The 13,863-nt window shown below is 62.4% G+C and carries 11 protein-coding genes and 2 tRNA genes; 12 read left to right on the forward strand and 1 reads right to left on the reverse strand.

What is annotated here, in order from left to right; all coding sequences use genetic code 11:
• The first annotated feature begins 39 nt into the window (after nt 1-39).
• The 7 genes from SB756_RS26415 (at nt 40) to astE (ending at nt 7,682) form a co-directional block, all read left to right on the forward strand.
• Entirely contained in the window at nt 40-1,260 is a 1,221-nt protein-coding gene (locus tag SB756_RS26415) for an aspartate aminotransferase family protein (RefSeq protein WP_019473143.1), read from the forward strand.
• A 135-nt stretch (nt 1,261-1,395) separates the two neighbouring features.
• On the forward strand, nt 1,396-2,415 hold the full coding sequence (gene aruF / locus SB756_RS26420; protein WP_016488492.1) for an arginine/ornithine succinyltransferase subunit alpha: 1,020 nt from the start codon (nt 1,396-1,398) through the stop codon (nt 2,413-2,415).
• Nucleotides 2,416-2,493: 78 nt separating this feature from the next.
• The gene (gene astA / locus SB756_RS26425) at nt 2,494-3,522 is read left to right on the forward strand and encodes an arginine N-succinyltransferase (RefSeq protein WP_016498492.1); all 1,029 of its coding nucleotides are present in this window, start codon (nt 2,494-2,496) and stop codon (nt 3,520-3,522) included.
• Nucleotides 3,523-4,986 carry a succinylglutamate-semialdehyde dehydrogenase gene (gene astD / locus SB756_RS26430; RefSeq protein WP_410912520.1) on the forward strand — a complete coding sequence of 488 codons (1,464 nt, stop codon included), beginning with the start codon at nt 3,523-3,525 and terminating at the stop codon, nt 4,984-4,986.
• A 23-nt stretch (nt 4,987-5,009) separates the two neighbouring features.
• Nucleotides 5,010-6,359 (forward strand): N-succinylarginine dihydrolase, encoded by a 1,350-nt coding sequence (astB, locus tag SB756_RS26435; protein WP_410912522.1) that lies wholly within the window; start codon nt 5,010-5,012, stop codon nt 6,357-6,359.
• 14 nt (nt 6,360-6,373) lie between these two features.
• The gene (locus tag SB756_RS26440; protein ID WP_016488488.1) at nt 6,374-6,664 is read left to right on the forward strand and encodes a hypothetical protein; all 291 of its coding nucleotides are present in this window, start codon (nt 6,374-6,376) and stop codon (nt 6,662-6,664) included.
• 10 nt (nt 6,665-6,674) lie between these two features.
• Nucleotides 6,675-7,682 carry a succinylglutamate desuccinylase gene (astE, locus tag SB756_RS26445; RefSeq protein WP_063423047.1) on the forward strand — a complete coding sequence of 336 codons (1,008 nt, stop codon included), beginning with the start codon at nt 6,675-6,677 and terminating at the stop codon, nt 7,680-7,682.
• 42 nt (nt 7,683-7,724) lie between these two features.
• Here astE and SB756_RS26450 read toward each other — a convergent pair whose 3' ends face one another.
• Nucleotides 7,725-8,915: a M91 family zinc metallopeptidase gene (locus tag SB756_RS26450; protein WP_410912524.1), complete on the reverse strand. Its 1,191-nt coding sequence runs from the start codon at nt 8,913-8,915 to the stop codon at nt 7,725-7,727.
• 306 nt (nt 8,916-9,221) lie between these two features.
• On the opposite strand from SB756_RS26450, the gene alaS reads away from it, so the two are divergent.
• From alaS to SB756_RS26475, 5 genes are all read left to right on the forward strand, one after another.
• On the forward strand, nt 9,222-11,846 hold the full coding sequence (gene alaS, locus SB756_RS26455; protein ID WP_016498498.1) for an alanine--tRNA ligase: 2,625 nt from the start codon (nt 9,222-9,224) through the stop codon (nt 11,844-11,846).
• Nucleotides 11,847-11,930: 84 nt separating this feature from the next.
• A complete protein-coding gene (locus SB756_RS26460) occupies nt 11,931-13,166 on the forward strand; it encodes an aspartate kinase (RefSeq protein ID WP_410912526.1) in 1,236 nt (411 codons plus the stop codon).
• A 166-nt stretch (nt 13,167-13,332) separates the two neighbouring features.
• A complete protein-coding gene (gene csrA / locus SB756_RS26465; RefSeq protein WP_003254503.1) occupies nt 13,333-13,521 on the forward strand; it encodes a carbon storage regulator CsrA in 189 nt (62 codons plus the stop codon).
• Between the two features lie 72 nt (nt 13,522-13,593).
• A tRNA-Ser gene (locus SB756_RS26470) sits at nt 13,594-13,684 on the forward strand.
• 106 nt (nt 13,685-13,790) lie between these two features.
• Nucleotides 13,791-13,863 (forward strand) — tRNA-Arg (locus SB756_RS26475).

Raw genomic sequence — 13,863 nt, forward strand, 5'->3', positions numbered from 1 at the left:
GCCCACTTCCAGGCCAGCGTTCCTCTTCAGGAGACTCAGATGTCCGTTGAGCAAGCCCCGGTGCAACGTGCCGATTTCGACCAGGTCATGGTCCCCAACTATTCTCCGGCGGCCTTCATTCCTGTGCGAGGCGAGGGTTCCCGTGTGTGGGACCAGTCGGGTCGCGAGTTGATCGACTTTGCCGGTGGCATCGCGGTAAATGCCCTGGGCCACTGCCATCCGGCTCTGGTCAAGGCCCTGACCGACCAGGCCAACACCCTCTGGCACGTATCCAACGTGTTCACCAACGAGCCGGCCCTGCGCCTGGCCCACAAGCTGGTGGACGCCACCTTTGCCGACCGGGCGTTCTTCTGCAACTCAGGCGCTGAGGCCAACGAGGCCGCGTTCAAGCTGGCCCGTCGCGTCGCCCATGACCGCTTTGGCCCGGAAAAGCACGAAATCATCGCCACCGTGAACAGCTTCCACGGCCGTACCCTGTTCACCGTCAGCGTCGGTGGCCAGCCTAAGTACTCCGACGGTTTTGGCCCGAAGATCACCGGCATCAGCCACGTGCCGTACAACGACCTGGAAGCACTGAAAGCCCAGATTTCCGACAAGACCTGCGCCGTGGTGATTGAACCGATCCAGGGCGAAAGCGGCGTGGTACCGGCCGACCTGGCTTACCTGGAAGGCGCTCGCAAGCTGTGTGACGCGCACAACGCCCTGCTGATCTTCGACGAAGTGCAGACCGGCGTGGGCCGTACCGGTTCGCTGTATGCCTACCAGCACTACGGCGTGACGCCCGACATCCTGACCAGTGCCAAGAGCCTGGGCGGTGGCTTCCCTATCGGCGCCATGCTGACCACCACCGAACTGGCCAAGCACCTGGCCGTCGGCACCCACGGCACCACTTACGGCGGCAACCCGCTGGGCTGCGCCGTCGCCTGCGCGGTGCTGGATGTGGTCAATACCCCTGAAACCCTGGCCGGCATCAAGGCCAAGCACGCACGTTTCAAGACCCGCCTGGAACAGATTGGCCAGAAGTACAGCCTGTTCTCCCAGGTGCGTGGTGTCGGCCTGCTGCTCGGCTGCGTGCTGACCGAGGCCTGGCAAGGCAAGGCCAAGGACGTGCTCAACGCCGCCGAGAAAGAAGGCGTGATGGTGCTGCAGGCCGGCCCGGACGTGGTGCGTTTTGCGCCAAGCCTGGTGGTTGAAGACGCCGACATCGACGAAGGCCTGGACCGCTTCGAGCGCGCCGTGGCCACCCTGACCAAGGGCTGACCCGCCTGCGCCACCTTCGCCGGCAAAGGCCATTCCCGGGCCTGGCCGGCGATACCCGATTCCACTGCAGGTGCCCGTGTACCTGCCGTTTTTCCGTGCCGCCGTGAGCGGCCCGTATTCCAAAGGAGTGACACCATGCTGGTGATGCGCCCCGCGCAAATGGCTGATCTGAACGAAGTGCAGCGCATGGCTGCAGACAGCCCCATTGGTGTCACCTCGCTGCCGGACGACGCTGCTCGCCTGGGCGACAAGATCGCCGCTTCCGAGACTTCCTTCGCCGCCGAGGTCAGCTTCAACGGCGAGGAAAGCTATTTCTTTGTGCTCGAAGACAGCGAGACTGGCAAGCTGGCAGGCTGCTCGGCCATTGTCGCTTCGGCTGGGTATTCCGAGCCTTTCTATAGTTTTCGTAACGAGACCTTCGTGCACGCCTCGCGCGAGCTGAAGATCCACAACAAGATCCACGTGCTGTCGTTGTGTCATGACCTGACCGGCAACAGCCTGCTGACCAGCTTCTATGTATTGCCGGAGCTGGTGAACAGCGGCTGGGCCGAGCTCAATTCGCGCGGTCGCCTGCTGTTCATGGCCGCGCACCCGGAGCGTTTCGCCGACTCGGTAGTGACCGAAATCGTCGGCTACAGCGACGAGAACGGCGAATCGCCGTTCTGGGATGCCATCGGCCGCAATTTCTTCGACCTCAACTACTCCGACGCCGAGCGCCTGTGTGGCCTGAAGAGCCGAACCTTCCTCGCCGAACTGATGCCGCACTACCCGATCTACGTGCCGCTGCTGCCCGATGAGGCGCAGGAAGCCATGGGCCAGGTGCACCCCCGCGCGCAGATCACCTTCGACATCCTCATGCGCGAAGGCTTCGAAACCGAGCACTACATCGACATCTTCGACGGCGGCCCGACCCTGCATGCGCGCACCTCAGGCATTCGCTCGATTGCCCAGAGCCGCTCGGCGCCGGTGAAAATCGAGGACGCCCCAGGCAAGGGCGGGCGCCCGTACCTGGTGTGCAATGGCCAGTTGCAGGACTACCGCGCGGTGCTGCTGGACCTGGATTGGGTGCCCGGCAAACCGGTGTGCCTGAGCCTGGCTGCGGCTGATGCGCTGGGTGTGGGCGAGGGTGGCAGCGTGCGCCTGGTCGCGGTCTGAGGTCTGGTAACAGACGTTTCGGGATTGATGCGTTAGAAGAGTTTTGCGCCGGCCGACGCCGCCGCACAAGGAGATAGCATGATCGTTCGTCCTGTACGCAGCAGCGATTTGCCTGCGTTGATCGAATTGGCACGCAGCACCGGCACCACCGGGCTGACCACGCTGCCGGCCAACGAAGAACGCCTGGGGCATCGCGTTGGCTGGGCGGAAAAGAGCTTCCGTGGCGAAGCCGAGCGTGGCGACACCGATTACCTGTTCGTGCTGGAAAACGACGAAGGACTGGTGGTCGGCATCAGTGCCATCGCCGGTGCCGTCGGCCTGCGCGAGCCTTGGTACAACTATCGGGTCGGCCTTACCGTCAGTGCTTCGCAGGAGCTTAAGATCTATCGCGAAATCCCCACCCTGTTCCTTGCCAACGACCTGACCGGCAATTCCGAGCTGTGCTCGCTGTTCCTGCGCAGCGATCACCGCTCCGGGCTCAATGGCCGCCTGCTGTCGCGTGCGCGGATGCTGTTCATTGCCGAGTTCCCGGAGCTGTTTGGCAAGAAGATCATTGCCGAAATGCGCGGCATGTCCGACGAGCAGGGGCGTTCGCCTTTCTGGGAAAGCCTTGGCCGGCATTTCTTCAAGATGGAGTTCAGCCAGGCGGACTACCTGACCGGTGTTGGCAACAAGTCGTTCATCGCCGAGCTGATGCCCAAGTTCCCCCTGTACACCTGCTTCCTGTCCGAGGCGGCGCGCGACGTGATCGGCCGCGTGCACGTCGACACCGAGCCGGCGCTGGCCATGCTCAAGCAGGAAGGCTTCAACTACCAGGGCTATGTCGACATCTTCGACGCAGGCCCGGCCATCGAGTGTGATACCGCCAAGATCCGCGCGGTGCGCGAGAGCCAGACGCTGGTGCTGGCGGTGGGCACGCCGGGCGACGACGCCACCCCTTACATCATCCACAACCGCAAACGCGACGATTGCCGCATCACTGCCGCGCCTGCGCGGCTGGCCGCCGGTACCTTGGTGGTCGACCCGTTGACCGCCAAGCGTCTGCGCATGGGTGCCGGCGACAACGTGCGTGCCGTGCCGCTATCGGCCAGCCGGGAGGCCCAGTAAATGACCACGCATTACATCGCAGGCAATTGGCTGGCGGGGCAGGGCGAAGCCCTGCAGTCGCTGAACCCGGTGACCCAGGCTGTGATCTGGCAAGGGCAGGGCGCTGACGCCAGCCAGGTGGACGCCGCCGTCCAGGCAGCCCGTCAGACCTTTCCGGCGTGGGCGCAACTGAGCCTCGAAGCGCGTATCGACGTGCTGGAGAAGTTCGCCGAGCAGCTGAAAAAGCATGCCGAAGCCTTGGCCCAGTGCATCGGTGAGGAAACCGGCAAGCCCCTGTGGGAATCGGCGACCGAAGTCACCAGCATGATCAACAAGGTGGCGATCTCGGTACAAAGCTACCGCGAGCGCACCGGGGAAAAGAGCGGCCCGCTGGCTGATGCCACGGCCGTGCTGCGGCACAAGCCCCATGGCGTGGTGGCGGTGTTCGGCCCCTACAACTTCCCTGGTCATCTGCCCAATGGCCATATCGTGCCGGCGCTGTTGGCGGGTAACTGCGTGGTGTTCAAGCCCAGCGAGCTGACGCCCAAGGTTGCCGAGCTGACCGTCAACTGCTGGATCGCCGCCGGCCTGCCTGCGGGCGTGCTGAATCTGGTGCAGGGGGCGCGTGAAACCGGTGTGGCGCTGGCCGCCAACCCGGGGATCGATGGCCTGTTCTTCACTGGTTCCAGCCGCACCGGCAACCTGCTGCACCAGCAGTTCGCCGGTCGCCCGGACAAGATCCTGGCCCTGGAAATGGGCGGCAACAACCCGCTCGTGGTAGACGAGGTGAGGGACCTGGACGCTGCGGTGTACACCATCATCCAGTCGGCGTTCATCTCCGCCGGCCAGCGTTGCACCTGCGCGCGGCGCCTGCTGGTGCCCCAAGGCGCCTGGGGTGATGCGCTGATCGTGCGCCTGGTCGAGGTGTGCAAAACCATCACGGTGGGTGCGTTCGATGAGCAGCCGGCGCCGTTCATGGGCTCGGTCATTTCGCTGCAGGCGGCGCAGGCGCTGATTACGGCCCAGGCCGAACTGGCCGCCAAAGGTGGCGTGAAGCTGCTGGAAATGACCCAGCCGCAGGCCGGTGCCGCGTTGCTGACCCCGGGCATTGTCGATGTCACGGCCGTGGCCGAGCGCCCGGACGAAGAGTTCTTTGGCCCGCTGCTGCAGGTGATCCGTTATGCCGATTTCGATGCTGCCATCGATGAAGCCAACAACACCCAGTACGGTCTCGCCGCCGGGTTGCTCTCCGACTCGCGTGCCCGCTACCAGTACTTCTGGCTGCGCAGCCGCGCCGGTATCGTCAACTGGAACAAGCAACTGACCGGCGCCGCCAGCAGTGCGCCGTTCGGTGGCGTGGGTGCCAGTGGCAACCATCGGGCCAGTGCCTATTACGCGGCAGACTACTGCGCTTACCCCGTGGCTTCGCTGGAGACCGCCAGCCTTGCCTTGCCGGCGACCCTGACGCCGGGCGTCACCCTATAACAACAGGTCACGGAGCCTAGCCGATGAAATCCTATGAAGTGAATTTTGATGGCCTGGTGGGGCCTACCCACAACTATGGCGGCCTGTCTTACGGCAACGTGGCTTCGCAGAGCAACAGCCAGCAGGGTTCCAACCCGCGCGAAGCCGCGCGCCAGGGCCTGGCGAAAATGAAAGCGCTGGCCGACATGGGCTTCAAGCAGGGCGTGTTGGCGCCCCAGGAGCGCCCGGATGTGGCCGCGCTGCGCCGCCTGGGCTTTAGCGGCAGCGATGCCGAGGTGATCCAGCGTGCTGCCAAAGAGGCCATGCCTCTGCTGGTGGCCAGCTGCTCGGCGTCGAGCATGTGGGTGGCCAACGCCGCCACGGTCAGCCCCAGTGCCGACACTGCAGATGGCCGCGTGCATTTCACCGCCGCCAACCTGAACTGCAAGTATCACCGCAGCATTGAGCACCCGACCACCAGCCGTGTGCTGGGCGCCATGTTCAACAACGAGAAACACTTTGCCCACCACGAAGCATTGCCTGCCGTGGCACAGTTCGGTGACGAGGGCGCGGCCAACCACACGCGTTTCTGCCGTGCCTACGGCGACGCGGGTGTGGAGTTCTTCGTCTATGGCCGCAGTGCCTTCGACAGCCGTTACCCGGCGCCGCAGAAGTACCCGGCCCGGCAAACCCTGGAAGCCTCGCAGGCCGTGGCCCGGCTGCATGGGCTGAGCGATGGCGGGGTGGTCTACGCTCAACAGAACCCTGCAGTGATCGACCAGGGCGTGTTCCATAACGATGTGATTTCGGTGGGCAACGGCGAGGTGCTGTTCTACCACGAGGACGCTTTCCTCGAGACCGACGCGGTGCTTGGCCAGCTGCGAGCTAAACTGGCCAGCAAGGGTGGCACCTTCCAGGCCATCTGTGTACCGCGGGCAGAGGTGGCGGTAGAGGATGCCGTGCGCTCATACCTGTTCAACAGCCAGCTGCTCAGCCGCGATGACGGTTCCATGCTGCTGGTGGTGCCGGAAGAGTGCCGCAACAATGAGCGGGTCTGGGCCTACCTGGGCCAGCTGACCAGCCAGGGTGGCCCGGTGAAGGAGGTCAAGGTATTCGACCTCAAGCAAAGCATGCAGAACGGCGGCGGCCCGGCTTGCCTGCGTTTGCGTGTAGCGTTGAAGGAATCGGAACTGGCGGCGGTCAACCAAGGCGTTATCATGACCGCCCCGCTGTACGACACCCTGGTGCAGTGGGTCGACAAGCATTACCGCGATCGCCTGGGCGAAGCGGACCTGGCCGACCCGCAACTGCTGGTGGAATGCCGTACGGCACTGGACGAATTGACCCAGATCCTGAAGTTGGGCTCGGTATACCCGTTCCAACGCCAACCTTGAAGAGAGACTTTGCAATGACCGACGCCCTGCGCCTGATCCTCGAAGATGAAGACGGCACCCAGCTGGAAACCTCCTGCACCCGCTTTGCCGTGGTTTGGCAAGGCAAGGAAGTGTGGATTCAGCAGGACGGCCGTGGCCAGCTGCTGATCGGTGTGGACGTCGACGAAGACGACACCGAATACGCCAACCTGCTGCTGCGCCCGATGGCCACCAACCTGGTCAGCCTGCAGCTGGAAATGGAGCCGGCTGAGGTTGGCGAAGACGACGATCACGTCCATGGCCCTGACTGCGGCCACCACCACTAAGGAAGCCCCTATGCTCGCCCTTGGCAAATTGCTTGAGCTGACCCTCACCGATCACGAACCGGCCGAGAAGACCCAAGTGACACCCAAGGGCGCGCGTTTGCGTTGGCTGGGGGAGGGCGCGCTCGAAGTGCGCCCCGCCGAAAGCGATGATTGCGGGCTGGACTTGCTGTTGTCTGCTGGCATCCATGGCAACGAAACGGCGCCGATCGAATTGCTCGAACGGCTGCTGCACGGCGTGGCCAACGGCAAGATCAAACCCAAGGCACGGCTGCTGTTCCTGTTCGGCAACCCGGCGGCTATCCGCAAGGGCGAGCGCTTCATCGAGCAGGACATCAACCGGCTGTTCAATGGCCGCCATGAGCTTTCCAGTGGTTTCGAGGCATTGCGTGCCGCCGAGCTGGAACAGTTCGCCCGGGTGTTCTTCAGCAAGCCGGGGCGCAGCCGCCTGCATTACGACCTGCATACCGCCATCCGTGGTTCGAAGATCGAGCAATTTGCCTTGTACCCCTATAAAGAGGGGCGCAAGCACTCCCGTCGCGAACTGGCGCGCCTGGCGGCAGCCGGCATGGAGGCGGTGCTGCTGCAAAGCAAATCCTCCATCACTTTCAGTGCCTTTACCTACGAACAGCTGGAGGCCGAAGCCTTCACCCTGGAGCTGGGCAAGGCCCGCCCGTTTGGCCAGAACGAGCAGGTCAACCTCGACCGGCTGGAGCAGCGCCTGATCCAGATCATCGAAGGCACCGAGCCAGAGGGTGAAGGCTCGCTGGATGGCCTGCAGCTGTTCAGCGTCGCCCGCGAAATCATCAAGCACAGCGACAGTTTCCACCTGCATTTGCCGGCGGACATCGAGAACTTTTCCGAGTTGAGCAAGGGTTACCTGCTGGCCGAAGACCTGGCCGAGACGCGCTGGGTGGTCGAGGAGGAGGGCGCGCGCATCATCTTCCCCAACCCCAGGGTGAAGAACGGCTTGCGCGCGGGGATTCTCATTGTGCCGGATTCGGGGCAGCGGCTGGGCTGATGGCGGAGGTGGCGCGCGTCCCGGCGCACCACATGGGCTCGCTCAGTAGTAGGTGCGTACTGGCAGGCCCAGTTCCATTCGCAGCGCGTTTTCGTTGAAGGGTGATGGGTTGGTGTCGGTTGGCGCCGTGTCGGGGTTATTGTCGAAATCGTACAGAGGGCCGCTCGGCAGGCCAATTGCTTGCAGGTGTGCGTTGTCGACCTGGATTTGCCTGCGATCGATAGTGCTTATTGAGGTGTGGCCAGGTACCGTCGTACCGTTGAAGGCGCTGTACGCTTCGCACAAGCAACGGTAAAAGTCGAGCAGCGGCAAATTGTCGCTGTCCGAGCGCGTCAAGTTGAGTGCCAGGTTTCCGCCCTCGGCCGGCAAGCCGGCTACCCACTCCAGTTTGCTGTCTCGTCGCAGGTAATGGTCATTGTCGGTCGGGTCTGATGTGTAGACGTCGAAACGGGTGGCCAGCTGTGTTTCGGTGACCCTTATCCAGGACCGTTTCGCCAGTTGAGTCAGAAGTTGCTGGCCGCAATCCGTGTGGCAAAGAAACACCAGGTGGTTGTGAACGGCCTGTTTGAAGGTATCGCTGCCTTGTATGTCGAGTGTGTTGTTGGCGAGTGCGGCGAGCGGGGCGGAGAGGGGTTGCTCGAAGCGGGCGTCACCCGCCTGGTTACGGGCATAAATGACTGATTCATGGGGGTCGTCGACCAGGATATGACCGTCGATTCCCTGGATATCGCCGATACGGCCGCTTGCCGAGCCGCGCTTGATGAATGTCAGCCCCTGACCCACGTTGATTTGTGCATCGCTGCTGCCGGTGAAGACCTCGGTGATGCCGCCGCCGGTGGTGATGTGCGCGCGGCCTTTTGCGGCCTGAATGATCACAGGCGTCTTCACGTCCTTCGCCACGCGGACGTTGGCCTCACCCGATGCTGTTCTGATGATGAGGGTTTGTCTGTGGGTAGGCGCGAGGATGAACCTCTTGTTGCCGACAATGGCTTTGAGGTGGCAATCGTAGGTGGAAATGTCGACATCGACCGCCGAGGCATGGCTCTGAATCACCATGTGGTGCTTGCCCGGGATCTGGCCCTGATCGAACCATACCTGTTCGAGAACGACGTCTATCTTGTCGTCCCGGTATTCGTAGAAACGATGAACGGCTTGGCCATCGATGGACGTGTCTGCCTGCTGTTGAAAGCCGCTGGTCCTGCCAGAAATGAAATAGACGGGGTTGGGGTGCATGAGAAGGCTCGCTTGCTGTGAATGGGGGGCGGTGGTTGTCGCTGCGGCCAAAGCTAAAGGGTTGTGCAGGCGAGGAGTGGTACTTATCTAGGGGCAAGATGGACGAGGAGGGGGCGTTGTGACGAGGCGCTGAACCGTATAGCCTCCACTTTGAAGTCCGAAATGACGATTTCGTGCCGATTGACCGTTTCGGGCGTATAAACACACTGCATCCGCCGTTCAGGCTGGATATAATGGCGCCCTTTGCCGTCGTTTCGTCGATTCGACGTATCAGCCCAAACGGCCGCCGTTTCCGTGGAAGAACCTATGAAAAGCGCAGAAATCCGTGAAGCCTTCCTTCGCTTCTTCGAAGAGCAGGGACATACCCGAGTCGCCTCCAGTTCGTTGATCCCGAACAACGACCCGACCCTGCTGTTCACCAATGCCGGCATGAACCAGTTCAAGGACTGCTTCCTCGGCGCGGAGAAGCGTGCCTACACCCGTGCTGTCAGTAGCCAGAAGTGCGTGCGCGCCGGTGGCAAGCACAACGACCTGGAAAACGTCGGTTACACCGCGCGTCACCATACCTTCTTCGAAATGCTGGGCAACTTCAGCTTCGGCGACTATTTCAAGCGCGACGCCATCACTTTCGCCTGGACCTTCCTGACGTCGGCACAATGGCTGAACCTGCCCAAGGAAAAGCTCTGGGTCACCGTCTACGCCACTGACGACGAAGCCTACGACATCTGGACCAAGGAGATTGGCGTGCCGGCCGAGCGCATGGTACGCATCGGCGACAACAAAGGCGCCCCTTACGCCTCCGACAACTTCTGGACCATGGGTGACACTGGCCCGTGCGGCCCGTGCACCGAGATCTTCTACGACCACGGCGCGGACATCTGGGGCGGCCCACCCGGCTCGCCAGAAGAAGACGGCGACCGCTACATCGAGATCTGGAACAACGTCTTCATGCAGTTCAACCGCACCGCCGACGGCGTGCTGCACCCGCTACCAGCGCCGTCGGTGGACACCGGTATGGGCCTGGAGCGCGTCAGCGCCGTGCTGCAGCACGTGCACTCGAACTACGAGATCGACCTGTTCCAGAACTTGCTGGCAGCTGCGGCCAAGGCCATCGGTTGCAGCAATGATGGCCAGGCGTCGCTGAAAGTGGTCGCCGACCACATTCGCTCGTGCGGTTTCCTGATCGCCGACGGTGTGCTGCCGTCCAACGAAGGCCGTGGCTATGTGCTGCGTCGCATCATTCGTCGTGCCTGCCGCCACGGCAACAAACTGGGCGCCAAGGGCAGCTTCTTCTACCAGATCGTTGCCGCACTGGCCGCCGAAATGGGCGAAGCCTTCCCTGAGCTGAAGAGCCAGCAAGCGCACATCGAGCGCGTGCTGAAGGCTGAAGAAGAGCAGTTCGCCAAGACCCTCGAGCAAGGCCTGCGCATCCTCGAGCAGGACCTGGCCCAGCTGAAAGGCGACGTGGTACCGGGCGACGTGGTGTTCAAGCTGTATGACACCTACGGCTTCCCGATGGACCTGACTGCCGACATCGCCCGTGAGCGCGAGCTGACCATCGACGAAGCCGGCTTCGAGCGCGAGATGGACGCCCAGCGTGAGCGTGCGCGTTCCGCCAGCGCCTTCGGCATGGATTACAACAGCGTGGTCAAGGTTGACAGCGCCACTGAATTCCTCGGCTACGACGCCACCGAAGGCCAGGGCAAGATCATCGCCCTGTACAAGGACGGCCAGGCCGTCGACCAGTTGGGTGAAGGCGAGCAGGGCGTGGTCGTGCTCGACCGCACGCCGTTCTACGCCGAATCCGGTGGCCAGGTGGGTGATACCGGCTTCCTGCAGGCCGGCGCTGCGCGCTTCGACGTGCGCGACACCACCAAGACTGGCGGTGCCTTCCTGCACCACGGCGTGGTCGCCAGCGGTGCGCTGGTAATCGGTTCGCCAGTCGAGGCCAAGGTCGATGCCGACGTGCAGCACGCTACCTCGCTGAACCACTCCGCCACCCACCTGCTGCACGAAGCGCTGCGCCAGGTGCTGGGCGAACACGTACAGCAGAAGGGCTCGCTGGTTGACAGCCAGCGCCTGCGTTTCGACTTCAGCCACTTCGAGGCGCTGAAGCCAGAGCAGATCAAGGCCCTGGAAGACATCGTCAACCGCGAAGTGCGCAAGAACACCCCGGTGACAACGGAACTGACCGACATCGAAACCGCCAAGGCCAAAGGTGCCATGGCGCTGTTCGGCGAGAAGTACGGCGACACCGTGCGTGTGCTGAGCATGGGTGGTGATTTCTCGGTAGAGCTGTGCGGCGGTATCCACGCCAAGCGCACCGGTGATATCAGCCTGTTCAAGATCATCAGCGAAGGCGGCGTGGCCTCTGGCGTACGCCGTATCGAAGCAGTTACCGGCGCCGCTGCGTTGGCCTACCTGAACGCTGCCGAAGAGCAGGTCAAGGAAGCCGCGCAACTGGTCAAAGGTAACCGCGACAACCTGATCGACAAGCTGTCGGCTGTGCTCGAGCGCAACCGCCAGCTGGAGAAGCAGCTGGAACAGCTGCAGGCCAAAGCCGCCAGCGCCGCCGGGGACGATCTCTCCAACGCGGCTGTTGAGGTCAAGGGTGCCAAGGTCCTCGCCGCCCGCCTGGATGGGCAGGACGGCAAGGCCTTGCTGGCCCTGGTCGATCAGTTGAAGAACAAGCTCGGCCACGCAGTGATCCTGCTGGGCAGCGAGCATGAGGGCAAGGTTGTGCTGGTGGCCGGCGTGACCAAAGACCTCTCCAGCCAACTCAAGGCTGGCGATCTGATGAAACAAGCCGCTGCGGCGGTGGGTGGCAAGGGCGGTGGCCGTCCGGACATGGCCCAGGGTGGTGGCGTCGACGTCGCTGCACTGGACCAGGCCCTGGCGCTGGCCGTGCCATTCGCAGAGCAGGGACTTTGAGATGAAGGGGCCGGCGGTCTAGTCGCCGGCTTCTTCATGTTGGATTGTTTTTTGGGGCCCTGTATGGGCTGAGGCACCATTGAAATGGCGTTGATCGTACAGAAATTTGGCGGCACCTCTGTCGGTTCCATCGAGCGGATCGAGCAGGTAGCCGAAAAGGTCAAGAAACACCGTGAAGTGGGCGACGACCTGGTGGTTGTGCTGTCGGCCATGAGCGGTGAAACCAATCGCCTGATCGACCTGGCCAAGCAGATCACCGATCAGCCGGTTCCGCGTGAACTGGACGTGATCGTGTCGACCGGTGAGCAGGTCACCATCGCCCTGCTGACCATGGCCTTGATCAAGCGTGGTGTGCCAGCGGTGTCCTACACCGGCAACCAGGTGCGCATCCTCACCGACAGCTCGCACAACAAGGCGCGCATCCTGCAGATCGACGACCAGAAGATTCGTGCCGACCTGAAGGAAGGCCGCGTGGTCGTGGTAGCAGGCTTCCAGGGCGTCGACGAGCACGGCAGCATCACCACCCTGGGCCGTGGCGGCTCCGACACCACCGGCGTGGCCCTGGCGGCGGCGCTGAAGGCTGACGAGTGCCAGATCTACACCGACGTCGATGGCGTCTACACCACCGACCCGCGCGTTGTGCCACAGGCCCGTCGCCTGGAGAAGATCACCTTCGAAGAGATGCTGGAAATGGCCAGCCTCGGTTCCAAGGTGCTGCAGATCCGTTCGGTGGAGTTCGCCGGCAAGTACAACGTACCGCTGCGCGTGCTGCACAGCTTCAAGGAGGGTCCGGGTACCCTCATTACCATTGATGAAGAGGAATCCATGGAACAGCCGATCATTTCCGGTATCGCCTTCAACCGTGATGAAGCCAAGCTGACCATTCGCGGCGTGCCGGACACCCCGGGTGTGGCCTTCAAGATCCTCGGCCCGATCAGCGCTTCGAACATCGAAGTCGACATGATCGTGCAGAACGTTGCCCACGATAACACCACCGACTTCACCTTCACCGTACACCGCAACGAGTACGAGAGCGCGAAAAACGTGCTGGAAAACACTGCCCGCGAAATCGGTGCCCGTGAAGTGATCGGCGACACCAAGATCGCCAAGGTCTCGATCGTTGGCGTCGGCATGCGTTCGCACGCCGGTGTTGCCAGCCGCATGTTCGAAGCCCTGGCCAAGGAGAGCATCAACATCCAGATGATCTCCACCTCCGAGATCAAGGTTTCGGTAGTGATCGAAGAGAAGTACCTGGAGCTGGCCGTGCGCGCGCTGCACACCGCGTTCGAGCTCGACGCACCTGTGCGACAGGGCGAGTAAGGCGCTGCCAGGAAGGGCGCGGCTTGCCGCGCCCTTCGCGTTTCTGCTCGCCACGCATGGCCTGTCCTGCCATGTGTGGCGAGTAACCGGGGCCTGGTCGTCGTCCACGACCAGGCCCCGATACCAAAGACTGTTACCCCTGAATGTTTTGCGTAAGGAGAAAGCTATGTTGATTCTGACTCGTCGGTGCGCCGAGAGCCTGATCATTGGAGACGGCGAGATCACCGTGACGGTGCTTGGCGTCAAAGGCAACCAGGTGCGTATTGGCGTCAGCGCCCCGAAAGAAGTGGCTGTTCACCGCGAGGAAATCTACCTGCGGATCAAGAAAGAGAAGGACGAGGAGCCAAGCCTTTAATTCTTTTGAAGTTTTTTTAAAAAAAAGGGTTGCAAGCGAGGAAGATCCTGTTTAATATTCGCCTCGTGTTGCGGTGAGGTGGCCGAGTGGCCGAAGGCGCTCCCCTGCTAAGGGAGTATACCTCATAAGGGTATCGGGGGTTCGAATCCCCCCTTCACCGCCATTATTTGCGTAGGGCGCTGTAAACGGTAGGAACGCTAAGTAGTTGTTTTTAAACGAAAACGTTCTTGCAAAAATGTTTCAGCGACCTATAATGCGCGGCAAGACACGGACTCATAGCTCAGCTGGATAGAGTACTCGGCTACGAACCGAGCGGTCGCAGGTTCGAATCCTGCTGAGTCC

Origin of the sequence: Pseudomonas sp. SIMBA_068, from assembly GCF_046534705.1 — a bacterium.
In the GTDB taxonomy this organism is placed as follows: Bacteria; Pseudomonadota; Gammaproteobacteria; order Pseudomonadales; family Pseudomonadaceae; genus Aquipseudomonas; species Aquipseudomonas putida.

What these genes read in the sequence shown, in the direction of transcription:
- astD (WP_410912520.1), top strand. Translation starts at nt 3,523, where the DNA reads ATGACCACGCATTACATCGCAGGCAATTGGCTGGCGGGGCAGGGCGAA.
- aruF (WP_016488492.1), top strand. Translation starts at nt 1,396, where the DNA reads ATGCTGGTGATGCGCCCCGCGCAAATGGCTGATCTGAACGAAGTGCAG.
- csrA (WP_003254503.1), top strand. Translation starts at nt 13,333, where the DNA reads ATGTTGATTCTGACTCGTCGGTGCGCCGAGAGCCTGATCATTGGAGAC.
- astB (WP_410912522.1), top strand. Translation starts at nt 5,010, where the DNA reads ATGAAATCCTATGAAGTGAATTTTGATGGCCTGGTGGGGCCTACCCAC.
- astA (WP_016498492.1), top strand. Translation starts at nt 2,494, where the DNA reads ATGATCGTTCGTCCTGTACGCAGCAGCGATTTGCCTGCGTTGATCGAA.
- alaS (WP_016498498.1), top strand. Translation starts at nt 9,222, where the DNA reads ATGAAAAGCGCAGAAATCCGTGAAGCCTTCCTTCGCTTCTTCGAAGAG.
- SB756_RS26440 (WP_016488488.1), top strand. Translation starts at nt 6,374, where the DNA reads ATGACCGACGCCCTGCGCCTGATCCTCGAAGATGAAGACGGCACCCAG.
- astE (WP_063423047.1), top strand. Translation starts at nt 6,675, where the DNA reads ATGCTCGCCCTTGGCAAATTGCTTGAGCTGACCCTCACCGATCACGAA.
- SB756_RS26450 (WP_410912524.1), bottom strand. Translation starts at nt 8,915, where the DNA reads ATGCACCCCAACCCCGTCTATTTCATTTCTGGCAGGACCAGCGGCTTT.
- SB756_RS26460 (WP_410912526.1), top strand. Translation starts at nt 11,931, where the DNA reads ATGGCGTTGATCGTACAGAAATTTGGCGGCACCTCTGTCGGTTCCATC.
- SB756_RS26415 (WP_019473143.1), top strand. Translation starts at nt 40, where the DNA reads ATGTCCGTTGAGCAAGCCCCGGTGCAACGTGCCGATTTCGACCAGGTC.